The following is a 25,624-nucleotide window of genomic DNA, read 5'->3' as shown; positions in this document are numbered from 1 at the left end:
TCAGCTCTCCCAGCCCGGCTGGTAGAGCTTGCCGTAGGCTTTGTCGAGGGCTGCGCGTACCACCGGCGAGTGCTGGTAGATATCCACGAACCTGGCCAGGCGCGGGTCGTCCTTGCTCTGCGGGCGGATCACGAACTGGATCACGTATTCCTTGTGCTCCACGCCGTCGAACATCAGTGCCGAACCTGCATCGAAGGTGTTGGCCAGGCGGATGTAGTGCGGGTAGCCCTGCACCAGGTCGGCGTCGTCATAGGCACGTACCAGTTGCACGGCCTCGACCTGCAGGATTCTGAGCTTTTTCGGGTTGGCGACGATGTCGTCCTCGGTGGCCTTGTAGCCCACCCCTGGCTTGAGCGTGATCAGGCCGGCCTTGGCCAGCAGTTGCAGGCCGCGTCCGCCGTTGATCGGGTCGTTGGCGATGGCGGCGGTGGCGCCCTGGGGCAGCTCGTCGAAGCTTTTGTACTTTTTCGAGTACAGCCCGACATTGTTGATGATGCCCGGTGCATACGGCACCAGCGTCGAGCCCGCCGCGGCGTTGGCGTTTTCCAGGAACGGGATGTGCTGGAAGTAGTTCACGTCGAGGTCGCCGGCGGCGAGGCTGACGTTGGGCGCGATCCAGTCGCTGAACTCCACCAGTTCCACCTTGAGGCCCTGCTTCTTGGCCTCGTCCACGGCCGCTTCCAGGGCCGGGGCGAAGGCTGCGGTGGTGCCGACCTTGAGCGGTGCATCGTTGGCATGGGCGCCACCGATCAGGCCGAGGGCCAGGGCCAGGGCCGCGACAGGGCGGGCCAGAAATGTCTTAAGCATGCGGTTGCGCTCCAGTCGGGTTGAGGGTGCGATAGCCCGCGCCGGTATGGTCGGCGGGCAGGTGCGGGCCGGCGGCGAAGAGTTTTTCGCGCAGGCTGCCGTCGGTGTAGGCGGTCTTGTACGAACCGCGACGTTGCAGCTCGGGGATCACCAGATCGATGAAGTCCTCATAGCTTTCCGGGGTGACGGTGCGGGCCAGGTTGAAGCCGTCCAGGCCGGTCTCCTCGACCCAGCGCTCCAGTTCGTCGGCAACCTGGGTCGGCGAGCCGACCAAGGTGATGTAGCGCCCGCCCAGGGCGTGCTGGTCGAGCAGCTTGCGCCGGGTCCAGTCGTTGTTCTGCAGGTGCTTGGTGGCGGACTGGATGGCGTTGCTCTTGACGTACTGGATCGGCTCGTCCAGTTCGTATTCGGCAAAGTCGATGCCGGTGGAGCTGGCAAAGTGCGCCACGCCGGCCTCGGGGCTGGCATGGCGCAGGTACTCGGCGTGCTTGGCGCGGGCCTGCTCCTCGGTGCGGGCCACGATCACGGTGAGGCCCATGAACACCTTCACCGCGTCGCCATCACGCCCGGCCGCCGTGGCCGCGGCGCGCACCTTGTCGACCTGGGCGCGGGTCGCGGCCTTGTTCTGGCCACTGATGAACACGCATTCGGCATGCTGCCCGGCAAACGCCAGGCCACGCTCGGAGGCGCCGGCCTGGAACAGCACCGGGGTGCGCTGTGGCGACGGTTCGCACAGGTGATAACCCTCCACCCGGTAGAATTCGCCGTGGTGCTGCACCTTGTGCACCTTGGCCGGGTCGGCGTACACGCGCTGTTCGCGGTCATTGCGCACGGCGTCGTTTTCCCAGCTGCCTTCGAGCAGCTTGTACAGCACCTGCAGGTACTCGTCGGCCTGGTCGTAGCGCCGGTCATGCTCGGGCTGCGCGTCCAGGCCCATGGCCTTGGCCGCGCTGTCGAGGTAGCCAGTGACGATGTTCCAGCCCACCCGACCATTGCTCAGGTGGTCGAGGGTCGAGAGCCTGCGGGCGAACAGGTACGGCGGCTCGTAGGTGAGATTGGCGGTGAGGCCGAAACCCAGGTGGCGGGTGACCGCGGCCATCGCCGAAACCAGCAGCAGCGGGTCGTTGACCGGCAGCTGGATGGACTCCTTGAGGGGCACATCGACCGACTGCTGGTACACGTCGTACACCCCGACGATGTCGGCGATGAACAGGCCGTCGAACAGCCCGCGCTCGAGCAACCGCGCCAGGTCGGTCCAGTACTCGAGGGTCTTGTACCGGGTCGAGGTGTCGCGCGGGTGCGTCCACAGGCCGTGGTTGATATGCCCCACGCAGTTCATGTTGAAGGCGTTGAGCAGGATCTTCTTTTTCGCCATCAGATAGTGCCCCGCAACGGTGGGTTTTCATCGTTGAGGTAGAAGTTGCCGATGGCGTGGTACTTCCAGCGCACCGGGTCGTGCAGGGTGTGCACGCGGGCGTTGCGCCAGTGGCGGTCCAGGCCGTGTTCGGCCAGGGTGGCCTGGCTGCCGGCCAGTTCGAACAGCGTGCTGCCGGCGGCCAGGGAGATCTCGGTACTGATGGCGCGCGCCTCGGCCACGGCGATGGAGGCCGCCGCGACGGTGTCGGCATTGGTCTCGGCCTGGGCTCGGTCGAGGTATTCGCCAGCGCGTTCGAGCAAGGCTTCGGTGGCATGCAGGCGGATCGCCAGGTGACCGAAGGACTTGAGCGTCAACGGGTCGTCGACTGCCTTGTCGATGCCCGAGTCGATCCATGGCCGGGTGCGCGTGCGCACAAAATGCAGGGCATCTTCATAGGCGGCGCGGGCGATGCCGGTGTCGATGGCGGCGTGCAGAATCTGCGCCAGCGGGCCGACCGGGGTCGGGCGCTCGAAGGCGCTCTGGAACGGCACCACATCGTCGGCCTCGACACGCACGTTGTCGAACACCACCGAGCCACTGCCGGTGGTGCGCTGGCCGAAGCCGCTCCAGTCGTCGATCACGTCGAGCCCGGCGCTGTCGGCGGGCACGAAGGCCAGCTGTTGCACGCCCTGTTCGTCGATCACCGAGGTGGGGATGCGCTGCGCGTACAGCGCGCCAGTGGCGTAGAACTTGCGGCCGTTGATGCGGTAGCCGTCACCGTCACGGGTGAGGGCGGTGGTGCGGTCGTGGGCGGTCTTGGTGCCCAGTTCGGCCAGGGCGTTGCCGAAGCGCCTGCCGGCCAGCACCTCGGCGTACAGGCGTGCCTGCTGCTGCGGGCTGCCGTTCACGCGCAGCACTTCAAGGGCGTAGAAGTGGTTCTGCGGTATCTGCCCCAGCGAGGCGTCGGCCTGGGCGATACGGGCGATGACCTTGGCCAGGGTGACGTTGGACACGCCCGCGCCACCGAAGGCTTTCGGCACGCTGATGCCCCACAGGCCCGAGCGCGAGAACAGCGCCAGTTCCGGGTGCGGCAGGCGGCGTTCGCGGTCGCGCTCGATGCTGTCGCGGCGCAGTTGTTCGGCAATCTGTTCGGCAGTTTCCAACGCCTGGGCATCAGAAGAGATGACCGCCACGAGATTGTGCGGTTGCGGCAATAGGCTCATGAGAGGGCTCCAGTGGTCTGGTCAGATCCAGGAATGCCGGGCAGGCAGGGTCGCGTTGAGGTGGTAGGCGCCCACGGCGTGGTACTTCCAGCGCACCGGGTCGTGAAGGGTGTGCACGCGGGCGTTGCGCCAGTGCCGGTCGAGGTTGAACTCGGCCAGGGTGGCGCGGCTGCCCGACAGCTCGAACAGCTTCTCGCTGGCCTGCAGGGCAATCTCGGTGGTCAGCACCTTGGCTTCGGCCACGGCAATCGAGGCACGTGCGGCAGCGGCGGCATCGATGGGCGCGGCGTTGACCTCGTCGAGCACGCGCGCGGCGCGGCCGAGCAGCGCCTGGGCGGCATGCAGTTCGAGGGTCAGGCGGCCGATGTCGGCAATCACATAGGGGTCGTCACTGGCGCGATCGACCTTGGCGTCGACCCACGGCCGCGCGCGTTCGCGCACGAAGCTGATCGCATCGGCCACTGCGGCCTCGGCGATGCCGGCGTCGATGGCGGCCTGCACCAGCTGCGAGGCGGCGCCCTGGATGTTGGGGCTGTCGGCCTGGCGCCAGTTGTCGAGCACCAGCTCCGCGTCCACCGGCACTTCGTTGAGCAGCACCGTGCCGCTGGCGGTGGTGCGCTGACCGAAGCCGGACCAGTCGTCGACGATACGCAGGCCCGGGCTGCCACGGCGCACGAAGGCCATGACCTGGCGCCCGTCGTCGTTCAGGGCCTTGACTGCCACCCAGTGGGCGAACAGCGCGCCGGTGGAATAGAACTTCTGCCCGGTGAGCAGAAAGTGATCGCCCTGGCGCACGGCGCGGGCCTTGAGTTCGAGGGTGTTCTTGCTGCCGCGCTCGGGGCCGGCATTGCCGATGCGCCAGCCGTCGAGCACCGACTTGAACAGCAGGTGCTTCTGGCGTTCGTTGCCGGTGTTCTTGACCTGCTGGAGGATGCCGAACTGGTTCTGCGGGATCTGCCCCAGGGCCGGGTCGGCCGCACTGATGATGCGGAACACCTCGGCGATGGTGGCGAAGGAAACGTCCGGCCCGCCGTGCTCGCGCGGGATGCTGATGCTGCCCAGGCCGCTGCGGGTGAACTGCTCGATCTCGGCCCACGGCAGCTTGCGCTGCTGGTCGCGGCGGGCGGCCTGCAGGCGCGCGGCGGCGGCCAGTTCATGGGCGGCCTCCAGGGCCTCTGCGTCATTGCGCAGGACCTTGGCCGGCAGCAGTAATGGGGCGTTGTCCAGATCGCTGTGGACTGCGTCGTGTACCAAGCTGGACATCAGTACCGCTCCTTGGCTGCACTCAATGCCCTGGCGTTGCGCACTGGGGTGATTGTGTTCCTGACCATACCTACCTCACGTATTGGAAACGTCGCCGTGATCGATATGGGCGACAGAAATGCGCTGGTCCGGTGGTCCGGTCTATATACCCTAAGCGTGTATAAAAATTAAATAAACTAACCTTTAGGAATATGCATAGAAGTGCCTCCGCGGCCCTTGGCCGAACACCCGCAGGCGCACGGCCGGGGCCCACTGCGAGCAGTTGCCGACCTTGTCCAGAATGCAGTAGCTGGCGTCCAGGTGCTCGTCGTTGCCGGCTTCCAGCAGCACTTGGGGCGGGATCAGGCCCTGTATCGGGCAGCCGATACCGTCGCTGGGCAGTGGCGCCAGGTCGATGCGCAGGTCGGCCCAGCGCAGGGTGATCGCATCGCCTTCGGCCATGTGCCGGTACGGCGCGATGTTGAACGGTACACCCTGCCCGCAGCGGCTCAGATCCAGCCCTTGGCGCAGCAGCCGGCCAGGCAGGTGCAAGGGCGTCAGGTGCGGGTTCTCCGGGGTGGTCACGTAGCCGCCGGGGCAGTTCAGCTTGACCGCTACCTGCAATGGCGCGGAGCGTCGCGGGTGCTGGCCGGGCTGGAGCAGGCGGTAGTGCAGGGTGTTGAGCCCCGGGTAGAGCATCTGCCTGGGCACGGCGAGGGCGATCGAGGTGCCGGGCTCGCCGGCGCGCAGTAGATGCGCGGCCACGTAGCGGTTGCCCCAGAACAGCTCCAGCAGGTCGCCGGCCTGCAGGGTCGGTGCGGTCTGGATGCTGGCTTGCAGGTGGCTGGCGGTGTGCACGCCAATGCCATGGGGCGCGATATGGAGCAGGGCGGGGGGCGGCAGTTCAGATCCTTTGGCTGCGCGGTGCATGGTCCGTTTCCTTGTGCGGGTGGTGGCACGAGGCTTTGGTTATTGGCTGGATCGGCAGGTGAGTCAAGGTGCCCGATGGCCGTGACCGGGCAGTCGGCAGCGCTTCAGAGCGGTCCTACCCGAAGCGGCATGGGGGCTGTGGATAAACTCGGATTTGTCTGTGCTCGGGCGGCAGATAAAAATATAGGGTTGACATTAGGTTATTCTTGAATGAGTGTGTGTCCACGATTCATGGACTGTGGACAAAAATCTGGCCATGCTTAAAAGTCAGGATTTACTGTTGATGTTCAAGATCGCCAGCCTTCATGCGCAGGATGCTCTGTCGGGCTCCTCGAGTATTGCCTGGGGGGGGTTGTCTTCCATTGATCTTCTCGACGAAGACTGTGTGCAGGAGCCACAGGCCATTTCGACTCCGCCGCGTGATGAATTGTGGAGCGACATATCGGTCACGATCAAACGCATCATCGATGCAGAGTCATTCGGCTGGGTCGGGTGGCAGGCTGTTGACGATACTGTCTCAGTGAAATCAGAGGTGAGTTGGGCGGACCGCTATACCGTCAGGGCACTCTCTGGTGCGCTGGGGCTCAGCAAGAGCGAAATCTCGAATTCGTTGGCTCGGTGCCGAGAGGCCGGGCTGGTAAAAAACGATTATGAAACGTCGTTGCCCAAGGTTAACCGACTTGCTTTGCTGCGCATCACCGAGCATGCCCTCAAGTACTTCTTTCCAGCCAGAATCGGGACGCTGGTGCGGGGTATTCCCACAGGTTTTTCCGCTCCGGTGCTTTCCAGGCATCTCAAAAGCGCTGGCAGTGTCATCTATGTATGGCCCGACCCGCAGGGGACCGAACGGGGGCAGGCTGTCGAGCCGCTGTACAAGAGCGTGCCTGCAGCGGTGAAAGCTGACCGAACGCTTTACCACTATATGGCGCTGGTGGACTCCATCAGGATGGGTGGGCCACGCGAAGTCGAAGTTGCCGTTCAGCTTCTCAAAAAAGGTATGAGTCTTTGAATTCCGCCTCTGAACATAACTACGCGATGTTGAGTGCTGTTGCTGAAGGCTTGGGCGATGAGCTCTTGAAGGAGGTCGCTTTCGTGGGCGGCTCTACCACCTGGCTGCTGTGCACAGATGACATCGTGTTGGACGATATCCGCAGTACAGATGACGTTGACCTGGTCATTGAACTTGGCGGAATTGCCGATTGGGAAAGGCTGACCGAGCGCTTGGCGATTCAGGGTTTCAAGATCACAGCAGAGCGGAGCGATGTGACTTGCCGGTTCGTGTTCAATGACGTGACAGTCGACGTTATGCCGTCTGTCGAGGCGGTTCTGGGTTATGAAAACCGTTGGTTTGTAGACGGCCTGGCGAACGCCGATATCGTCACTCTTCCCAGCGGAATCGCAATAAAAATATTCAAGCCGGCATATTTTGTCGCCACAAAACTTGAAGCCTTCAAAGGCCGTGGCAACGGTGATGCTTTCCACAAGGACGTCGAAGATATCGTTCTTGTGGTGGATGGTCGCGAGCGGTTGCTGGAGGAGGTGGCCCAGGCAGATCACGTGTTGCGCGCGTATATTGCGTCCGGCATTGCCGCGTTGCTGGGCATTGCTTCATTTGAGTATGTCATCGAAAGCCTGCACTCAGTTCGTGCGAACCCAGGCCGCGGAAAGCTGATTCATGACCGCCTGAAGCAGCTGAGCAACGTCGCGTGATCTTCTTTTCTCGGACTGTGAAAGGACAGGCCAGAGAGGATAACCGTGATGCGCTGGGCGCTTTGTTTGATGGGGTTCGTGGTGTTTTCGTCATAGCCGATGGTACGTCCAGGCCCGGAAGTGGCGACTTGGCGCGCACACTGACCAATCATCTGATCAATGATTACCAGAACAGGCTGGCGCAGGGTTTTTCTGATTCGAGCCGTGAGTCCGTTGCATTGCTGCTCCGGGGGCTGATGCAAGACGCACACGCTTCACTTTATTCCAATGGGTTTGAAGGATCGGCCAGTTACCTGGTCGCTGTCGTTGTTGCAGGTTTTCTTGCCGTTGCCTATGAGGGTGACTGCTGCGCTGGCGTAGTGATGTCTGGCGGCACTGTCAGTTGGCTCACTGCGCCTCACTGCCTTGCTAACTGGCGGCGAGATCGCAGCCACCGGCAACTGGCAACGGACTCGGGCCGACATCACATAAGCCGCTGTTTCAAAGCGAGAAAACAGCCTGACCCGGAAATCGTCACCAGGGCGATGGGAAAAGGTGAAAAGCTGGTGTTGGCAACGGATGGATTCTGGGCTGATCTGAGTGACATGGTTCAGGCTCGATTGCTTGAGGCCGATTGGACCGCCGCTCCCGAGGTTGATGACGATGCAAGCTGGATCGTCGTGCAAATGCCTGCCTGAAGCTTCGAGCAGAATTCGGCGATTTAGACGTGGCCCTGCGCGCCGAGAAACTTGCCCAGAAACTGGCGTGTGCGTTCTTCCTTCGGCGCGGCGAACAGGGCCTTGGCCTCGCCCTGTTCGACGATCACGCCCTTGTCGAAAAAGATCACCCGGTTGGCCACGTCGCGGGCGAAGTTCATTTCGTGGGTGACGATGATCATGGTGCGGTTTTCCTGGGCCAGGCCGCGAATGGTCGCCAGCACCTCGCCCACCAGCTCGGGGTCCAGCGCCGAGGTGGGTTCGTCGAACAGGATCACCTGCGGCTCCATGGCCAATGCCCTGGCAATGGCCACGCGCTGTTGCTGGCCACCGGACAGGCGCCGCGGGTAGGCATCCTCCTTGCCCGCCAGGCCGACCTTGGCCAGCAGCGCACGGCCCAGGGCCAGGGCCTTTTCGCGTGGGGCCTTCTTGACCACCAGCGGCCCCTCGATGACGTTCTCCAGGGCGGTGCGGTGCGGGAACAGGTTGAAGTTCTGGAACACGAAACCGACCTGCTGGCGCAAGTGGCGAATCAACGTGGCCTGCTTGGCCAGCGGGCGGTCGCCGTCGATCTCGATGTCGGCCACTCGAATGCGTCCGCTGCTGGGGGTCTCCAGCAGGTTCAGGCAGCGCAGGAAGGTGGTCTTGCCCGAGCCGCTGGGGCCGATGATGGCGATCACTTCACCGGCCTCGACCTTCAGGCTGATGTCGTCGAGCACGGTCAGGCCGTTGAACTGCTTGCTCAGGCGGGTGACTTCGATCATGCCTCAGGGCTCCAGGTCATGGCGGTTGACCCGCGCTTCCAGACGGTTCTGCAGGTGGGCCAGCGCGCTGGCCAGCACCCAGTAGATCAGGGCGGCGGCCAGGTACATGGTGAAGATCTCGAAGGTGCGTGCGGTGATCAGCTGGGCCTGGCGGAACAGCTCCGGCACCTGGATGGTGGCGGCCAGCGCGGTATCCTTGACCAGCGAGATGAAACTGTTGCCCAGCGGCGGCAGGGCGGTGCGCGCTGCCTGCGGCAGGATCGCGCGGCGCATCGCCTGGCCGCGGGTCATGCCGATGCTGGCGGCGGCCTCCCACTGGCCGCGGTCGATGGAGCTGATCGCGGCGCGCAGGATTTCACAGGCATAGGCGGCCATGTTCAGGGAAAACCCGATCAGCGCCGCAGGCAGCGGGTCCAGCTCGATGCCCAGCTGCGGCAGGCCGTAATAGATCATGAACAGCTGCACCAGCAGCGGCGTGCCGCGAAAGAACGACACATAGACCCGCGCCGTCCAGCTCAGCAGCTTGATCGCAGACAGGCGCATCAGCGCCAGGCCGAAGCCAATCAACAGGCCGAAGAACATCCCACCCAGGCTCAGGAACACCGTGAAGTAGGCGCCCTTGAGCAGAAAGGGCGCGCTGTCCAGGGCCAGCTGCAGGCTCTCTTCGATCATTGCGTCACGTCAGCACTGAAATACTTCTCGGAAAGCTTTTTCAGCGTGCCGTCGGCGCGCAGTTTGTCGAGGGCCTTGTTGATCGCGTCGAGCAGTTCCGGCTCGCCCTTGCGCATGGCCACGCCGGCTTCCTGGCGCGAGAAGGCGTCGCCGGCGGCGATGGTGTCCTTGGCTTTTCTGGCGTATTCCAGTGCCGCCAGGCGGTCGATCAGTATGGCGTCGATGCGGCCCACGCGCAGGTCCTGGAACTTGCTCGGGTCATCGTCGTAGGTCTTGATGATGGCCTTGGGCACGTTGTCCTTGAGCCATTGCTCGTAGTTGGTGCCCAGGCCCACGCCCACCTTCTTGCCGGCCAGGTCCTGTGCGGTCTTGATGGTGTCCTTGTTCTTGGTCAGCACCAGGGCCTGGATGCCGGAAACGGTGTAGGGCTCGGAGAAGTCGTATTTCTTCTTACGCTCGTCGGAGATGGTCACCTGGTTGACCACGATGTCCAGACGCTTGGATTCAAGGGCGGCGAGGATGCCGTCCCACTTGGTCGGCTGCAGCCTGGCCTTGACCCCCAGCTCCTTGGCCAGGGCCTCGGACAGCTCGACCTCGAAGCCGGTCAGCTTGCCGTCGGTGTCGACGAAGCTGAATGGCGGGTAGGTGCCCTCCAGGCCGACACTGATGCTGCCGCTGTCCTTGATCTTCTGCAATTGCTCGCCGGCGACCGCCTGGCCAAGCAGGCCCAGGCCAAGTACCAGGGCAGCCCCTGTGCCCAGCAACTGTTTACCGAATACGGAAATCGTCATGACTGGCCCCGCTGATATCAATTAAGCCGTTATTGGTTGACTGCTCCAGACCTCAGGGTAGGCGAATAATGCAGGTGCCCCACCGGTATGCAGAAAAATCAGCGGGCCGTCGTCGAAACGCTGGCGCGCGATGCCGTCGAGCAGCCCGGCCATGGCCTTGCCGGTGTACACCGGGTCCAGCAGCAGGCCCTCGTGGCTGGCCAGCAGGCGGATGGCGGCCAGGGTGCCGGCATTCGGTTCGCCGTAGCGCGGCGCGAAGTACTCGTCCCACAGCTCGACCTTGAAGGCGTCAGGGAGGTCGATGCCCAGCAGCTCGGCGGTGCGTTCGGCCAGGCCCTGCACCTTGGGGCGCTGGGCCTCGTCGCTGCGCGACACGGTCACGCCGATCAGCGGCAGTTGCGGCAGCGCTTGGGCCAGCGCCAGGCCCAGGCCGCTGTGGGTGCCCGCACTGCCGGAGGCCAGCACCACCCCGGCGAAGGTCTGCCCGCTGCGGGTGATCTGCTCGGCCAGCTCCAGCCCGGCGCGCACATAGCCCAGGGCGCCCCGCGCATTGGAACCGCCAATCGGCACGATGTAGGGCTTGCGTCCGCTGGCATGCAGGCGCACGGCCAGCGCCTGCAACTGGTCATCGGCATCGTCGAGGTTATCCACAAGCTCGACCCTGGCGTCGAACAGCTCCAGCAGCAGGCGGTTGCCGTTGTGCTGGTAGGCGGGGGAGTCGGTGCCGATGGGGTTTTCCAGCAGGGCCACGCAGCCCAGGCCCAGTTGCGCGGCCAGTGCTGCGGTCTGGCGCACGTGGTTGGACTGGATGGCGCCGGCGGTGATCAGCGTGTCGGCACCGCTGGCCAGCGCGTCGGCGGCCAGGTACTCGAGCTTGCGCAGCTTGTTGCCGCCCAGGGCCAGCGGGGTGAGGTCGTCGCGCTTGATGTAGATGTCGCGCCCGGCCCAGGCCGACAGGCGTTCGAGCCGGTGCAGCGGGGTGGGTGCATCGAGCAAGGGCAGGCGTTTGAAGCGTTCGAGCTGGTGTTCGATCATGGCATCGGGCTGACTGGGGAAACTTCGACTATAGGCAGCCGTGGGCGTCTCTTCCACTGGGCCGGCTTATGCCGGATTTATAGCCAAAGTGCATAAAGGGATATTTTTTCCGCCGTGGCCATTTGCCGTAAAGTGATCCGCAACAAGGCGGCCACCCCCTCCACAAGCCGCCGCCGCGTCAGGAGAGACAACCGTGAGCGACAACGCGCAAACAGGCCATTGGCAGTTGCAAACCCTCGTCAGCCAGCTGCGTTCAGCCCGTGACCAATGGCGCAGCCGCAATGGCCGCAGCAGTGGCGAGCAGGGCGGGCGCGAGCTGCCCTCGCGCGAGGCGATGCGCCAGATTCTCGAGCAGCTGTGCGGCGCGCTGTTCCCCATGCGCCTGGGCCCGGTGGACCTGCGCGAAGAGAGCGAAGACTTCTATGTGGGCAACACCCTGGACGCGGCGCTGACCGCATTGCTGGCCCAGGCGCGCCTTGAGCTGCGCTACGCCGCGCGCCAGGGCAAGGCCGAGTCGCTGGAGATTGACGCCCAGGCGCTGCGCCTGATCCAGGATTTCGCCGCCGCCCTGCCGGGCCTGCGCACGTTGCTCGATACCGATGTACTGGCGGCCTATCACGGCGACCCGGCGGCGCGCAGCGTGGACGAGGTGCTGCTGTGCTACCCCGGCGTGCTGGCAGTGATCCACCACCGCCTGGCGCATCACCTGTACCGCGCCGGGCTGCCGCTGCTGGCGCGCATCAGTTCGGAGCTCGCGCATTCGGCCACCGGCATCGACATTCACCCCGGCGCGCAGATCGGCCCGAGCTTCTTCATCGACCATGGCACCGGTGTGGTGATCGGCGAGACGGCGATCATTGGCGAGCGGGTGCGTATCTACCAGGCGGTGACCCTGGGCGCCAAGCGGTTCCCGGCGGACGAGTCGGGGCAGTTGCAGAAGGGCCAGCCGCGCCACCCGATCGTCGAGGACGACGTGGTGATTTACGCCGGCGCGACTATTCTGGGGCGTATCACCATCGGCAAGGGCTCGACCATCGGCGGCAATGTGTGGCTGACCCGCAGTGTGGCGGCAGGCAGCAACCTGACCCAGGCCAATCTGCAGCATGATGATGGGACGCAGAAGTAAGGAACTTTCCTGGGAGCGCCAGCCTCTGTAGGAGCCGGCCTTGCCGGCGATCGAGCGCGTAGCGATCGCCGGTTGCCCATGCGCTGATGCGGGCCTGATCCATTTTTCGCCGGCAATGCCGGCTCCTACAGGGTCGCGCACCGACCCCATCCATGTTTAACTTGAACGCTCGTTCAACTTAAACGGTGGTCCGCTGCCGGTGTTCAACAGGAGGAAACCCTTTGCTGAACCCGTACAACTCAACCCTCACACACCCCCGCGAGGTGCACACGCAATGAGTGCACCGTCTTCGAATACCCCCAGCACTATCCGCATGAACCCCCCGGTGTTCTATTTTGCCGCCAGCTTCATCCTGCTGTTCGGCCTGGCCGTGATCAGCAACCCGCAGGTGGCCGGTGAATGGCTGCTGGCGGCGCAGAACTGGGCCGCCAACACCGTGGGCTGGTACTACATGCTGGCGATGACCCTGTACCTGGTCTTCGTGGTGGTCACCGCCTTGTCCGGCTACGGCAAGATCAAGCTCGGTGCCGACCACGACGAACCCGAGTTCAGCTACCTGTCGTGGGCCGGCATGCTGTTCGCCGCCGGCATCAGCATCACGCTGTTCTTCTTCTGCGTCTCCGAACCCCTGACCCACCTGCTGCAGCCGCCCCAGGGCGAAGCCGGCACCGCCGAGGCCGGGCGCCAGGCGATGCAGCTGCTGTTTCTGCACTGGGGCCTGCATGGCTGGGGCGTGTTCGCCTTCGTGGGCATGGCGCTGGCCTACTTCGCCTACCGCCACAACCTGCCGCTGGCGCTGCGTTCGGCGCTGTACCCGCTGATCGGCAAGCGCATCAACGGCCCCATCGGCTACGCGGTGGACGGCTTCGGCATCATCGCCACGGTGTTCGGCCTGGGCGCCGACATGGGCTTTGGCGTGCTGCACCTGAACTCGGGCCTGGACTACCTGTTCGGCATCCCGCACACCCAGTGGGTGCAGGTGATCCTGATCAGCCTGATGATGGGGGCCGCGGTGGTGGTGGCCATCGCCGGGGTCGACAAGGGCGTGCGGGTGATGTCCGACATCAACATGGTGCTGGCCTGCGCACTGCTGCTGTTCGTACTGTTCGCCGGGCCTACCCAGCACCTGTTCAACACCCTGATCCAGAACCTGGGCGACTACCTGGGCGCGCTGCCGCGCAAGAGTTTCGACGTGTACGCCTACAACGAACCGAGCGACTGGCTGGGCGGCTGGACGGTGTTCTACTGGGCCTGGTGGATTGCCTGGGCGCCGTTCGTCGGGTTGTTCATCGCACGGATTTCCCGCGGGCGCACCATCCGCGAGTTCGTGTTCGGCGTGCTGCTGATTCCGCTGGGCTTCACCCTGGCGTGGATGTCCATCTTCGGTAACAGCGCGATCCTGCAGGTGCTCAATGGCGCCACGGCGCTGGGGCAGTCGGCGCTGGAAAACCCCTCGATGAGCCTGTACCTGCTGCTGGAAACCTACCCGTGGAGCAAGGTGGTGATCGCGGTCACGGTGTTCATCAGCTTCGTGTTCTTCGTCACTTCGGCCGACTCGGGCACGGTGGTGCTCTCGACCCTGTCGGCCCGTGACGGCAGCCCGGACGAGGACGGCCCCAACTGGCTGCGGGTGTTCTGGGGTGCGATGACGGCGCTGGTGACCAGCGGGCTGCTGTTTGCCGGCAGCATCGACTCGCTCAAGTCGGCGGTGGTGCTGACCTCGCTGCCGTTCTCGGTGATCCTGCTGGCGATGATGTGGGGCCTGCACAAGGCGTTCTACCTGGAGTCGCAGCGTCAGATCGCGCAGATGCACTCGCTGGCACCGTTCGCCAACTCGCGGCGCGGGCGTGGCGGCTGGCGGCATCGCCTGAGCCAGGCGGTGCACTTCCCCTCGCGGGACGAGGTGTACCGGTTCATGGATGACGTGGTGCGCCCGGCGATTGCCGAGGTGACCGACGTGTTTGCCGAGAAGGGCCTGAATGTCATCACCCAGGAAGACCCGAGCAACGACAACGTGAGCCTGAAGATCGGCCATGGCGAAGAGCAGCCGTTCATCTACCAGGTGCAGATGCGCGGCTACTTCACGCCATCGTTCGCACTGGCCGGGCTGGGCACGCAGGAGTTGAAGAACCGGCGCTACTACCGCGCCGAGGTGCACCTGAGCGAAGGCAGCCAGGATTACGACCTGGTGGGCTACAGCAAGGAGCAGATCATCAACGACATCCTCGACCAGTACGAGCGTCACCTGCAGTTTTTGCACATGGTGCGTTAGGGCTGCCGGCCCCTTCGCCGGCAAGGCCGGCTCCTACAGGGGCCGGATTTGCCGGCGAATGCCTCCCTCTTGCCAGCTACGCCCAACGGGGTGTTTTCATACCTTGATTCGTACCACGTAGTACGTAATTGATGGCCGCGGCGCACCGCTTCAAAACGGCTTGTCGCCCAGAATAGTCGCCCGATGCATTACCCGCCGCTGCGGTCGGTAATCGTCCACCGCGTAATGCTGCGTTACGCGGTTGTCCCAGAACGCCACGTCGTTTTCCTGCCAACGCCAGCGGATGGTGAACTCCGGGCGCGTGGCGTGGGCGAACAGCAGTTTCAGGATCGCCTCGCTCTCGGCCTCGCCCAGTTCGTTGATGCGGGTAGTGAAGCCTTCGCTCACGAACAGCGATTTGCGCCCGCTCACCGGGTGCGTGCGGATCACCGGGTGCGACAGCGGCGGGTTGTTGCGTCGCGCCGCTTCCCAGCGCGCCAGGTCTTCGGAGGTGTTGCCAAAGCGCTCCAGCGGAAACGACTTGGTGAAGTCGTGGGTGGCGGTCAGCCCGTCGAGCAGCTGGCGCAGCGGCGCCGACAGTGCCTCATAGGCGGCAATGCCGCTGGCCCACAGGGTGTCGCCACCATAGGCCGGCAACTGCTTGGCGCTGAGCACCGCACCCAGCGCTGGGGTGGGCAGAAAGGTCACGTCGGTATGCCAGATGGCGTTGTCGCGTACATCGGTGACGGCCGTGTCGAGCACCAGCACCTGTGGCGTTTCGGGCACGTTGGGGTAGATGGGGTGAATGTGCAGATCGCCGAAACGCGCGGCAAAACTGGCCTGCTGCTGCGGGGTCAGCGGCTGCTCGCGAAAGAACAGCACCTGGTGCTGGAGCAGCGCCTGCTCCACGGAGTCACGGTGTTCACGGCTGATCTCGCGGGTCAGGTCGATGCCGCTGATCTGGGCGCCGAGCGCGGCGCTCAGCGGGGTAATGGTCAGGCTCATGTCGGTCTCTTTGTGCAAGTCTCAATGGCTCTGGCCATGCCAGGGCACCAGCTTGCGCTGCAGGGCGCGCAAGCTCATTTCCAATGCGAAGGCGATCAGGGCAATCACCAGAATGCCCAGCACCACCACGTCGGTCACCAGGAACTGCGCGGCTGACTGCACCATGAAGCCCAGCCCGCTGGTGGCGGCAATCAGTTCGGCGGCCACCAGGGTCGACCAGCCCACGCCCAGGCCGATGCGCACGCCGGTAAGAATGTCGGGCAGCGCGCTGGGCAGGATCACGTGGCGAATCAGTTGTGCCCGGGTGGCCCCCAGCGACTGTGCGGCGCGCAGCCTGGCCGGGTCGACGGTGCGTACGCCGGTGGCAGTGGCGATGGCGATCGGGGCGAAGATCGCCAGGTAGATCAGCAGCACCTTGGACAACTCGCCGATGCCGCACCAGATCACGATCAACGGCAGGTAGGCCAGCGGCGGGATCGGCCGGTAGAACTCGATCAGCGGGTCGAAGATGCCGCGGGCAATACGGTTGTGGCCGATGGCGATGCCGATCGGGATCGCGGTCAGGATCGCCGCGCCCAGGGCCAGGCCGATACGCTGCAGGCTCGCGCCCAGGTGCTGCCACAGGGTCGATTCCATGTAGCCCTGGGTCATCAGTAGCCAGGCCTTGCCCAGCACCGCCTCGGGCGAGGGCAGAAACAGCGGCTCGATCCATTCGGCGGCGGTCACCGCCCACCAGGCCAGCAGCAGCGTGGCCAGGGTCAGTACGCTGATCCAGCGTGTGCTCAGGCTGCGCCGCACCTTCACGGGCACCGCTGCAGCAGCGGCAGGTTTGGCCGTTACCGGCAGGTCGAGGCTGCTCATGCGAGCTCCTTGCGCGGGGTGGCGCTGCGTTGGGAGAACACCCGCGACAGTACGTGCTCGCGGGTTTCGATGAAGCGTGGGTCGGACTTGATCGCGCGTGCCGATTCGCCTGCGGCGTAGCGCTGGCCGAAGTCCAGTTGCAGGCGCTCGACGATCTGCCCCGGGTTGGGCGCCAGCAGCACCAGTTCGGTGGCCAGGAACACCGCCTCCTCGATGTCGTGAGTAATCAGGAACACCGGCTTGGCGGTGCGTTGCCACACCTGCAGCAGCAGTTCCTGCATCTGTTCGCGGGTGAATGCATCCAGGGCGCCGAACGGCTCGTCCATCAGCAGGATGCGCGGGTCGGCAGCCAGTGCACGGGCCAGGCCCACACGCTGCTTCTGCCCGCCCGACAACTGCCAGATACGCCGGCTGCCGAAGTCGGCCAGGTCCACCAGGGCGAGCATTTCGCGGGCCCTGGCTTCACGTTGTGCACGGGGTACGCCGGCCAGTTCCAGGCCGAAGCCGACGTTGGCCAGTACGTCCTGCCAGGGCAGCAGGGCGTCGTCCTGGAACACCACGCCACGGTCGGCGCCGGGGCCCTGCACCGCTTGGCCATCGAGGGTGATGCGCCCGGCGCTGGGGGTGACGAAGCCGGCGATCAGGTTGAGCAGCGAAGTCTTGCCGCTGCCGGAAGGGCCCAGGGCCACCAGCAGCTGCTGCGGGCCCAGGCTCAGTGAGATGTCGGCCAGTACGGGTTCGGCAGCGCCGGGGTACTGTGCGCTGATGCGCTCCAGTTGTAGCAGGGCCATGAAGGGGCTCCGGTGTCAGTTGGTGATGAACTGGGCGCTGACATAGGGCGCGTAGTCCGGCAGTACCGCGTCGACCTTGCCTTGTTCCTTGAGGAAGGTGGCGGTGTCGGTGATGGCCTTGGTGGTCGGTGCGCCCAGGGCCGCGACCTGGTCGGCGGCCAGCGGGAACACGTTGCCCTGCAGCAGGCCTGGAATGTCCGCTGCCTTGGCGCCGGAAAGCTTGACCAGCTTGTCGACGTTGGCCTTGTCGGCCAGCCAGGCTTGCGGGTTTTTGCGGTAGTCGGCGTAGGCGTCGAGGGTGACCTTGGCGAAGGCCTTGACGATCTCGGGGTGCTTGGCGGCGAAGTCCTTGCGCACGATCCAGGCGTCGAAGGTCGGCGCGCCTTTTTCGGCCAGCTCGCCGGAGGTGATCAGCACCTTGCCGTTTTCCTTGGCCACGCCCAGGGCTGGGTCCCATACGTAGGTGGCGTCGATGTCGCCGCGCTTCCAGGCGGCGATGATCGCCGGTGGCGCGAGGTTGAGGATCTGCACCTTGGACGGGTCGATGTTCCACTGTTTGAGTGCGGCCAGCAGGCTGTAGTGGCCGGTGGACACGAACGGTACGGCGATCTTCTTGCCGATCAGGTCCTGCGGCGAGTTGATGCCGCTGCCCTCGCGAGCCACCAGTGCCTCGGCGGCGCCGATCTGGGTGGCGATCAGGAAGGTTTCCACCGGCAGCTTGCGGGTGGCGGCGGCGGCCAGGGGGCTGGAGCCCAGGTAGCCGATCTGTACGTCACCGGAGGCGACGGCGGTGATCACGTCGGCGCCGCTGTCGAACTTGCGCCAGTCGATGCTGGCCTTGCTGGTCTTTTCATAGGTGCCATCGACCTGGGCCACCTTGGCCGGATCGACGGTGGTCTGGTAGGCCACGGTCAGGTCGGCGGCCTGGACGAAGAAGGCGGCACCGGCCAGGGCCAGGGCGGTGAACAGGCGCAGCGGGGCAGGCAGGGTCATGGAAAACTCCTCGTCAGGCGGGTAGGCGGTGTGGATGACGAGAAGACTAGTTGATCTAAGAATGCCGAAATAAATAACTTTTTGGCATTATCTTAGGAGTCATTGGCTGGATGACCCGGGTCAAGGTGGTCGCTGCCAGGGTGGTGAACAATCGCGGGCTGCCGGGGCAATGAGGAAGATGATCGATATAAAAAATATCTTTTTAAGAAGATATGGGAATTAGCTTATGGGCTATCCTGCAAAACGCTGAAATAATCGGACTATATTCCGTAATAATCTGAAAAATTCACAAAATTGTCTTTTTTGATTTATAGGATTGTCATTATCCTTCGCACCCAAGGCCGGCGCCTTAGACCAAAGTAGTGAAACGACTGGTTACGATTGACTTATCAGTCACGCTTTGGTGCTAATCGCCAATCGTCTTTGGAGCGGAACGACAGAGTCTGCCCATCAAGCGACACACAAAAATTAGAATCGAAAGGAGTGATGCATGAACAAGTCCAGCCTGGCACTTGCCGTGGCCGTAGGGGTACTGGCCCAGCAAGCGGGTGCAGCCGGTTTTGTGGAAGACAGCAAGGCGAGCATCACTGCGCGCAACTTCTACATCAACCAAGACAACCGTGATGGCACCGCCAAACCTTCCAAGCAGGAAGAATGGGGCCAAGGTTTCATCTTCAACTTCAGCTCGGGCTTCACCGAAGGCACAGTCGGCTTTGGTGTCGACGCCATCGGCCTGGCCGGTTTCCGTCTGGACTCGGGTAAAGGCACCCACTACAACCCAACCAGCTCTGCCAAGGGCGGCCTGGTGTTCCCAACCGACGGCGACGGCCGTGCGGTCAACGAATTCAGCAGCGTGGGCCTGACCGGCAAGGTCAAGATCTCGAAAACCGTCGCTCAGCTGGGCACCCTGCAGCCAAAACTGCCAGTCGTGACCTACAACGACGGTCGTCTGCTGCCGCAGACTTTCGAAGGTGGCCAGATCACCTCGAACGAAATCGACAACCTGACCCTGATCGGCGGCAAGCTGGAACATGCCAAGGGCCGTAACTCGACCAACAACGAGTCGTTGAGCATCGCCGGCTCCAACGCCGCCAGCGGAGGCAAGCGCAGCAACGGCTTCTACTACGCCGGTGCCGACTACAAGGTCACCAAGGACCTGTTGGCGCAGTACTACTACGGCAACCTGGACGACTTCTACAAGCAGCACTTCCTGGGCCTGACCCACACCCTGGCACTGCCAGTGGGTAGCCTGAAGTCCGACCTGCGCTACTTCTACAGTGATTCGGACGGCAAGAACGGCAGCACCGAAGGCCGCCTGGCCGGCTACCGTGCCTCCGGCTACCAGAACAACGGTGAAGTCGACAACCGTACCTGGAGCGCCAAGTTCACCTACAGCCTGCAAGGCCATGCCTTGAGTGCCGGCTACCAGCGCGTCAACGGTACCAGCGACTTCCCGTTCCTGAACCAGGGCGACGGTGCGACCAGCTACCTGATCACCGACGTGCAGATCGGCAAGTTCCAGCGTGCCGGCGAGCGCACCTGGCTGGCGCAGTACGCCTATGACTTCGCTGCCATCGGCGTGCCTGGCCTGACCACCTCCGTAATCTACCTCAAGGGCGACAACGTCAACGCGCCGGGCAGTGACCGTTCCGAGTGGGAACGTGACTTCACCCTGGGCTATGTCGTACCGGAAGGTACCCTCAAGGGTCTGGGCCTGGCCTGGCGTAACGCCTCGCTGCGTTCCGACGCGGTCAACCAGCGCGACCAGGACGAAAACCGTCTGATCCTCAGCTACACCTACAGCTTCCTGTAAGGCCTGGCTGAACGAAAAGCCCCGCCGTGTGCGGGGTTTTTTTTGCCCGTGAATTGATAGGCTTTTCAGTTATAAATAAATCGATATTTATTCTTTTTAACCTTATGCACAGGCAGGCTACAGTGAGGTCATAAACAACCCAGCCAAGGAGCCGCACCATGAGCCTCAGACTCGGCGATATCGCCCCCGATTTCGAACAGGATTCCAGCGCGGGCAAGATCCGCTTCCACGAGTGGCTGGGCGACAGCTGGGGCGTGCTGTTCTCGCACCCCGCCGACTTCACCCCGGTGTGCACCACGGAACTGGGCTTTACCGCCAAGCTCAAGGACCAGTTCGCCGAGCGCGGGGTCAAGGCCATCGCGCTGTCGGTCGACCCGGTGGACTCGCACCACCGCTGGATCGAAGACATCAATGAAACCCAGAACACCCTCGTCAACTTCCCGATCCTGGCCGACGCCGACCGCAAGGTGTCGGACCTGTACGACCTGATCCACCCCAACGCCAGCGACACCCTGACGGTACGCTCCCTGTTCGTGATCGACCCGAACAAGAAGATCCGCCTGACCATCACCTACCCGGCCAGCACCGGCCGCAACTTCAACGAGATTTTGCGGGTGATCGATTCGTTGCAGCTCACCGACAACCACAAGGTCGCCACCCCGGCCAACTGGCAGGACGGTGACGAGGTGGTGATCGTGCCGTCGCTCAAGGACGAAGAGGAAATCAAGCGGCGCTTTCCGAAGGGCTACCGGGCGGTCAAGCCGTACCTGCGCCTGACCCCGCAGCCTAACCGTTGAATGTTTTGATGTAGCCACAGCAGGGCATTTCGGGGCCGTTTCGACGGCCCTTTTTTTATGTCCGCGCGGGCCTCTTTCGCCGGCAGGGCCGGCTCCTGCAAGGTTGCACTGCCCCCTGTAGGAGCCGGCCTTGCCGGCGAAGCTCTTATAGTTCCATATAGAATAAACAAATGAAAAAATATGATTTATTGGTATATATGCCGAGCTGTTATGGTCACTCCACTCCAGCGAGATCCAATCTCGCGGCCCTCTAGAACACGATCAAGGAAGTGCTCCAATGCTGGTTGTTTCTCTCGGCGGTAGTCCCAGTCTGCGTTCGCGCTCCGGCGTCCTGCTCGACCGCGCGCGGCAATGGCTGAACAGCCAGGGCGTGGAAGTGGTGAGCTTCCAGGTGCGCGATTTCCCCGCCGAAGACCTGCTGCACGCACGTTTCGACAGCCCCACGGTGCAGCACTTCCTGCAACTGGTAGCCCAGGCCGACGGCCTGGTGGTTGCCACCCCGGTATACAAGGCGTCCTTCGCCGGTGCGCTGAAGACCCTGCTCGACCTGCTGCCCGAGCGTGCGCTGGAACACAAGGTGGTTCTGCCCATCGCCACCGGTGGCAGCATCGCCCACATGCTGGCGGTGGACTACGCGCTCAAGCCGGTGCTCTCGGCGCTCAAGGCCCAGGAGACCCTGCAGGGGATCTTCGCCGACGACAGCCAGATCGCCTACGGCGAAGGCAGCGCCGCCGCCCAATTGGCGCCGGTGCTTGAGCAGCGTCTCAACGAATCGCTGGAACTGTTTCACAGCGCCCTGGCGCGCCGCCCCAAGCCGGTGGCCCCGGGCCTGCTCAACGAACGTCTGCTCAGTGCTCGCTGGAGCATCTGAAGCGCTACACCGGCTTTACCGTCTTACCCCACCTTACTCGCCCGCCAACGGGCAAGCAGGTGCAGCCTGAACCCCCACAGCAAAAAGGAGAGCGCTATGCGCACTGTCGTTTTGCGTCGCGGTCTGGTCGCTCTGTTTGCTGCGGCTGTGTCCTTCGGCGCCATCACTCAAGCCCAGGCCGAGAGCCTGCGCATCGGTTACCAGAAGTACGGCACCCTGGTGCTGCTCAAGGCCAAGGGCTCCCTTGAAAAGCGCCTGGCTGCCCAGGGCGTGCAGGTGCAGTGGACTGAATTCCCCGGCGGCCCGCAGCTGCTCGAGGGCCTCAACGTGGGCTCCATCGACTTCGGCGTGACCGGCGAAACCCCGCCCGTGTTTGCCCAGGCCGCCGGTGCCGACCTGCTCTACGTGGCCTACGAGCCACCGGCCCCCACCAGCGAGGCGATCCTGGTGCCCAAGGGTTCGCCGATCCAGTCGGTGAAGGAACTCAAGGGCAAGAAGGTCGCCCTGAACAAGGGCTCCAACGTGCATTACCTGCTGGTGCGCGCCCTGGAAGACGCCGGCCTCAAGTACACCGACATCACGCCGGTATTCCTGCCGCCAGCCGATGCCCGCGCCGCGTTCGAGCGTGGCAGCGTCGACGCCTGGGTCATCTGGGACCCGTACCAGGCCGCCGCCGAGCAGCAGTTGCAGGCACGCACCCTGCGCGATGGCAGTGGCATCGTCGACAACCACCAGTTCTATCTGGCCACCCGGCCCTATGCGCAGCAGCACCCTGAAGTGATTGCCGCGCTGGTGGACGAGGTGCGCGCGGTGGGCGAGTGGTCCAAGGCCAACCCGCAGGAGGTCACCGACCAGGTGGCGCCGCTGCTGGGCCTGCCGGCCGACATCACCCTGACCTCGGTCAAGCGCCAGGGCTACGGTGCGCATTTCCTGACCCCGGACGTGGTCACCGCCCAGCAGAAGATCGCCGACACCTTCCATACCCTGAAGCTGATTCCCAAGCCGCTGAGCATCAAGGATGTGATCTGGACGCCACCGGCCAAGGTCGCCACCGCGCCTTGACGTTCGACCGCACCGGGGCGCCGCCCCGGCTTGCGCCACCCCTTAGGAGACAACTCCAATGAGCCTCAATGTTTTCTGGTTTCTGCCAACCCACGGCGACGGTCATTACCTTGGCACCGCCGAAGGTGCTCGCGCTGTCGATCATGGTTACCTGCAACAGATCGCCCAGGCCGCCGACCGTCTGGGCTTCGGTGGCGTGCTGATCCCTACCGGCCGCTCGTGCGAAGACTCGTGGCTGGTGGCCGCGTCGCTGATTCCGGTGACCCAGCGCCTGAAGTTCCTGGTGGCCTTGCGCCCGGGAATCATCTCGCCGACCGTGGCGGCACGCCAGGCCGCGACCCTCGACCGCCTGTCCAATGGCCGTGCGCTGTTCAACCTGGTGACCGGTGGCGACCCGGAAGAGCTGTCCGGCGACGGCCTGTTCCTCAGTCACGAAGAGCGCTACCAGGCCTCGGTGGAATTCACCCGCATCTGGCGCCGCGTGCTGGAAGGCGAAACCGTCGACTACGATGGCCAGCACATCAAGGTAAAAGGCGCCAAGCTGCTCTACCCGCCGGTGCAACAGCCACGCCCGCCGCTGTACTTCGGTGGCTCGTCGGAAGCGGCGCAGGACCTCGCCGCCGAACAGGTCGAGCTGTACCTGACCTGGGGCGAGCCACCGGCCGCCGTGGCCGAGAAAATCGAACAGGTGCGCGCCAAGGCCGCCCAGCAGGGCCGTAGCGTTCGTTTCGGTATCCGCCTGCACGTGATCGTGCGCGAGACCAACGCCGAGGCCTGGCAAGCGGCCGAGCGCCTGATCTCGCACCTGGACGACGACACCATTGCCCGTGCCCAGGCCTCGCTGGCGCGCTTCGACTCGGTGGGCCAGCAACGCATGGCTGCGCTGCATGGCGGCAACCGCGACAACCTGGAGGTCAGCCCCAACCTGTGGGCCGGGGTCGGCCTGGTGCGTGGCGGTGCCGGCACCGCGCTGGTCGGCGATGGCCCGACCGTGGCCGCACTGGTCAAGGAATACGCCGACCTGGGTATCGACACCTTCATCTTCTCCGGTTACCCGCACCTGGAAGAGTCTTACCGCGTTGCCGAACTGCTGTTCCCGCACCTGGACATCCAGCGCCCCGAGGCCCCGGCCGGTGCCAACTACGTAAGCCCGTTCGGTGAGATGGTCGCCAACGACATTCTGCCCAAAGCCGCGGCCAAGGCGTGAGGATCGAAGCATGAAACGATCCTCCATTCCCTTGTCGCATCGCCTGGCGCCGTGGGCCCTGCCCGTGCTGCTGCTGGCGGTGTGGCAGCTGGCGGTCAGTGCCGGTTGGCTGTCGACGCGCATCCTGCCGGCGCCGAGCGCGGTGCTCAGTGCCGGCGTAGAGTTGGTGCGCAGCGGCGAAATCTGGACCCACCTGGCCATCAGCGGCTGGCGCGCCGCGGTCGGCTTCGTGATCGGCGGCAGCATCGGCCTGGCGCTGGGCTTCATCACCGGCCTGTCGAAGTGGGGCGAACGCCTGCTCGACAGCTCGGTGCAGATGATCCGCAACGTGCCGCACCTGGCGCTGATCCCGCTGGTGATCCTGTGGTTCGGCATCGACGAGTCGGCAAAGATCTTCCTGGTGGCCCTGGGCACCCTTTTCCCGATCTACCTGAACACCTACCACGGCATCCGCAATGTCGACCCGGCGCTGGTGGAAATGGCCCGCAGCTATGGCCTGAGCGGTTTTGCGCTGTTTCGCCAGGTGATCCTGCCCGGTGCGCTGCCCTCGATCCTGGTGGGCGTGCGCTTCGCGCTGGGCTTCATGTGGCTGACCCTGATCGTGGCCGAAACCATCTCGGCCAACGCCGGCATCGGCTACCTGGCGATGAACGCCCGCGAATTTCTGCAAACCGACGTGGTGGTGCTGGCGATCGTGCTGTACGCCGTGCTCGGCAAGCTCGCCGACCTGGCCGCCCGTGGCCTGGAGCGTGTATGGCTGCGCTGGCACCCGGCCTATCAAGTCAGCAAGGGAGACGGCGCATGACCGTGCTCAAGGAACAACCGCCACGGCTGCTGCGCGGAATACCGCTGGCCGTGCACAAGCTGCAAAAGACCTTTGGCCAACGTCAGGTGCTGCGCGACATCGACTTGCACATCCCGGCGGGCCAGTTCGTTGCCATCGTCGGCCGTAGCGGCTGCGGCAAGAGCACCCTGCTGCGTCTGCTGGCCGGGCTCGACCAGCCCAGTGCCGGCGAGCTGCTGGCCGGTTCTGCGGCGCTCAGCGATGCCCGCGAGGACACCCGGCTGATGTTCCAGGAGGCGCGCCTGCTGCCCTGGAAGAAAGTCATCGACAACGTCGGCCTGGGGCTTACCGGCAACTGGCGTGAGCGTGCGTTGCAGGCGCTGGAGGCGGTGGGCCTGGCAGACCGGGCCAACGAGTGGCCGGCGGCGTTGTCCGGTGGGCAGAAGCAGCGCGTGGCCCTGGCCCGTGCGCTGATTCACCAGCCGCGCCTGCTGCTGCTGGACGAGCCGCTGGGCGCACTGGATGCGCTGACCCGGATCGAGATGCAGCAACTGATCGAGAACCTGTGGCGCAAGCACGGCTTCACCGTGTTGCTGGTGACCCATGACGTCAGCGAAGCGGTGGCGGTGGCCGATCGGGTGATCCTGATCGAGGACGGCGAGATCGGCCTGGACCTGCTGGTCGACCTGCCGCGTCCGCGGGCACGCGGCTCGCATCGCCTGGCGGCGCTGGAAACCGAAGTGCTGAACCGTGTCCTGTCGGTGCCGGGCACCCCGCCCGAGCCTGAACCTGTAGCACCTTTGCCCACGCAACTGCGTTGGGCCCATTGATCTTTCG

25 protein-coding genes are annotated in these 25,624 nt (G+C 64.3%); 12 read left to right on the top strand and 13 right to left on the bottom strand.

Annotated elements, in window-relative coordinates:
* The 5 genes from NJH59_RS06265 to NJH59_RS06245 all read right to left on the bottom strand — a co-directional run bounded on the left by NJH59_RS06265 (position 1) and on the right by NJH59_RS06245 (position 5,559).
* Complete coding sequence (locus NJH59_RS06265) at positions 1-807, bottom strand: MetQ/NlpA family ABC transporter substrate-binding protein (protein ID WP_054915901.1); 807 nt, start codon at positions 805-807, stop codon at positions 1-3.
* The gene (locus NJH59_RS06260; RefSeq protein ID WP_253086535.1) at positions 800-2,182 is read right to left on the bottom strand and encodes an LLM class flavin-dependent oxidoreductase; all 1,383 of its coding nucleotides are present in this window, start codon (positions 2,180-2,182) and stop codon (positions 800-802) included. The genes NJH59_RS06265 and NJH59_RS06260 overlap by 8 nt, the downstream gene beginning before the upstream one ends.
* Positions 2,182-3,387, bottom strand: coding sequence for an SfnB family sulfur acquisition oxidoreductase (locus tag NJH59_RS06255; protein WP_253086534.1), 1,206 nt, complete (start codon positions 3,385-3,387; stop codon positions 2,182-2,184). Before NJH59_RS06255 ends, NJH59_RS06260 begins: the two co-directional genes overlap by 1 nt.
* 21 nt (positions 3,388-3,408) lie before the next feature.
* Positions 3,409-4,650 carry an SfnB family sulfur acquisition oxidoreductase gene (locus tag NJH59_RS06250; protein ID WP_054915904.1) on the bottom strand — a complete coding sequence of 414 codons (1,242 nt, stop codon included), beginning with the start codon at positions 4,648-4,650 and terminating at the stop codon, positions 3,409-3,411.
* 183 nt (positions 4,651-4,833) lie between these two features.
* Positions 4,834-5,559, bottom strand: coding sequence for a hypothetical protein (locus NJH59_RS06245; protein ID WP_210014764.1), 726 nt, complete (start codon positions 5,557-5,559; stop codon positions 4,834-4,836).
* A 283-nt stretch (positions 5,560-5,842) separates the two neighbouring features.
* Between NJH59_RS06245 and NJH59_RS06240 the strand changes: the two genes are divergently transcribed.
* The 3 genes from NJH59_RS06240 to NJH59_RS06230 are packed head-to-tail and all read left to right on the top strand — an operon-like array spanning position 5,843 to position 7,946.
* Entirely contained in the window at positions 5,843-6,568 is a 726-nt protein-coding gene (locus NJH59_RS06240; RefSeq protein WP_253086533.1) for a transcriptional regulator, read from the top strand.
* On the top strand, positions 6,565-7,269 hold the full coding sequence (locus NJH59_RS06235; protein ID WP_213606698.1) for a hypothetical protein: 705 nt from the start codon (positions 6,565-6,567) through the stop codon (positions 7,267-7,269). Before NJH59_RS06240 ends, NJH59_RS06235 begins: the two co-directional genes overlap by 4 nt.
* Positions 7,266-7,946 (top strand): protein phosphatase 2C domain-containing protein, encoded by a 681-nt coding sequence (locus tag NJH59_RS06230; RefSeq protein WP_213606701.1) that lies wholly within the window; start codon positions 7,266-7,268, stop codon positions 7,944-7,946. Before NJH59_RS06235 ends, NJH59_RS06230 begins: the two co-directional genes overlap by 4 nt.
* A gap of 23 nt (positions 7,947-7,969) precedes the next feature.
* On the opposite strand, the gene tcyN is transcribed toward NJH59_RS06230, so the two are convergent.
* Genes tcyN through NJH59_RS06210 form a run of 4 tightly spaced genes read right to left on the bottom strand, consistent with a single transcriptional unit; the run spans position 7,970 to position 11,226 of the window.
* Entirely contained in the window at positions 7,970-8,728 is a 759-nt protein-coding gene (gene tcyN, locus NJH59_RS06225; RefSeq protein ID WP_253086532.1) for an L-cystine ABC transporter ATP-binding protein TcyN, read from the bottom strand.
* Positions 8,729-8,731: 3 nt separating this feature from the next.
* Positions 8,732-9,400, bottom strand: a complete 669-nt coding sequence (gene tcyL, locus NJH59_RS06220; RefSeq protein ID WP_088514101.1) for a cystine ABC transporter permease — start codon at positions 9,398-9,400, stop codon at positions 8,732-8,734.
* Positions 9,397-10,191, bottom strand: coding sequence for a cystine ABC transporter substrate-binding protein (gene tcyJ, locus NJH59_RS06215; RefSeq protein WP_058541690.1), 795 nt, complete (start codon positions 10,189-10,191; stop codon positions 9,397-9,399). Before tcyJ ends, tcyL begins: the two co-directional genes overlap by 4 nt.
* 21 nt (positions 10,192-10,212) lie before the next feature.
* Positions 10,213-11,226: a D-cysteine desulfhydrase gene (locus tag NJH59_RS06210; RefSeq protein WP_088514102.1), complete on the bottom strand. Its 1,014-nt coding sequence runs from the start codon at positions 11,224-11,226 to the stop codon at positions 10,213-10,215.
* Between the two features lie 193 nt (positions 11,227-11,419).
* Between NJH59_RS06210 and epsC the strand changes: the two genes are divergently transcribed.
* Positions 11,420-12,352, top strand: a complete 933-nt coding sequence (gene epsC / locus NJH59_RS06205; RefSeq protein WP_043861603.1) for a serine O-acetyltransferase EpsC — start codon at positions 11,420-11,422, stop codon at positions 12,350-12,352.
* A 274-nt stretch (positions 12,353-12,626) separates the two neighbouring features.
* The gene (betT, locus tag NJH59_RS06200) at positions 12,627-14,624 is read left to right on the top strand and encodes a choline transporter BetT (RefSeq protein ID WP_263010538.1); all 1,998 of its coding nucleotides are present in this window, start codon (positions 12,627-12,629) and stop codon (positions 14,622-14,624) included.
* Between the two features lie 150 nt (positions 14,625-14,774).
* Here the strand turns inward: betT and tauD are convergent, their stop codons facing one another.
* Genes tauD through tauA form a run of 4 tightly spaced genes read right to left on the bottom strand, consistent with a single transcriptional unit; the run spans position 14,775 to position 18,253 of the window.
* A complete protein-coding gene (tauD, locus tag NJH59_RS06195; RefSeq protein ID WP_253086531.1) occupies positions 14,775-15,608 on the bottom strand; it encodes a taurine dioxygenase in 834 nt (277 codons plus the stop codon).
* Positions 15,609-15,629: 21 nt separating this feature from the next.
* The gene (gene tauC, locus NJH59_RS06190) at positions 15,630-16,469 is read right to left on the bottom strand and encodes a taurine ABC transporter permease TauC (protein ID WP_043861606.1); all 840 of its coding nucleotides are present in this window, start codon (positions 16,467-16,469) and stop codon (positions 15,630-15,632) included.
* Entirely contained in the window at positions 16,466-17,260 is a 795-nt protein-coding gene (tauB, locus tag NJH59_RS06185) for a taurine ABC transporter ATP-binding subunit (RefSeq protein ID WP_043861607.1), read from the bottom strand. Before tauB ends, tauC begins: the two co-directional genes overlap by 4 nt.
* A gap of 15 nt (positions 17,261-17,275) precedes the next feature.
* Positions 17,276-18,253, bottom strand: a complete 978-nt coding sequence (tauA, locus tag NJH59_RS06180) for a taurine ABC transporter substrate-binding protein (protein WP_043861608.1) — start codon at positions 18,251-18,253, stop codon at positions 17,276-17,278.
* Positions 18,254-18,743: 490 nt separating this feature from the next.
* Here tauA and NJH59_RS06175 point away from each other — a divergent pair, with 490 nt between their 5' ends.
* From NJH59_RS06175 to ssuB, 7 genes are all read left to right on the top strand, one after another.
* Positions 18,744-20,066, top strand: coding sequence for an OprD family porin (locus NJH59_RS06175; protein WP_043861609.1), 1,323 nt, complete (start codon positions 18,744-18,746; stop codon positions 20,064-20,066).
* Positions 20,067-20,224: 158 nt separating this feature from the next.
* On the top strand, positions 20,225-20,863 hold the full coding sequence (locus NJH59_RS06170) for a peroxiredoxin (protein ID WP_054915909.1): 639 nt from the start codon (positions 20,225-20,227) through the stop codon (positions 20,861-20,863).
* A gap of 277 nt (positions 20,864-21,140) precedes the next feature.
* On the top strand, positions 21,141-21,734 hold the full coding sequence (gene ssuE, locus NJH59_RS06165) for an NADPH-dependent FMN reductase (protein ID WP_043861611.1): 594 nt from the start codon (positions 21,141-21,143) through the stop codon (positions 21,732-21,734).
* A gap of 96 nt (positions 21,735-21,830) precedes the next feature.
* Positions 21,831-22,796 carry a sulfonate ABC transporter substrate-binding protein gene (locus tag NJH59_RS06160; protein WP_054915910.1) on the top strand — a complete coding sequence of 322 codons (966 nt, stop codon included), beginning with the start codon at positions 21,831-21,833 and terminating at the stop codon, positions 22,794-22,796.
* A gap of 58 nt (positions 22,797-22,854) precedes the next feature.
* A complete protein-coding gene (gene ssuD, locus NJH59_RS06155; protein WP_253086530.1) occupies positions 22,855-24,003 on the top strand; it encodes an FMNH2-dependent alkanesulfonate monooxygenase in 1,149 nt (382 codons plus the stop codon).
* Between the two features lie 10 nt (positions 24,004-24,013).
* Positions 24,014-24,808, top strand: a complete 795-nt coding sequence (gene ssuC / locus NJH59_RS06150) for an aliphatic sulfonate ABC transporter permease SsuC (protein ID WP_043861614.1) — start codon at positions 24,014-24,016, stop codon at positions 24,806-24,808.
* Complete coding sequence (gene ssuB / locus NJH59_RS06145; protein ID WP_043861615.1) at positions 24,805-25,617, top strand: aliphatic sulfonates ABC transporter ATP-binding protein; 813 nt, start codon at positions 24,805-24,807, stop codon at positions 25,615-25,617. Before ssuC ends, ssuB begins: the two co-directional genes overlap by 4 nt.
* Positions 25,618-25,624 lie beyond the last annotated feature (7 nt).

This window comes from Pseudomonas sp. VE 267-6A, from assembly GCF_024126555.1.
GTDB lineage: Bacteria > Pseudomonadota > Gammaproteobacteria > Pseudomonadales > Pseudomonadaceae > Aquipseudomonas > Aquipseudomonas palmensis.
This window is presented reverse-complemented; position numbering and strand designations above follow the sequence as displayed.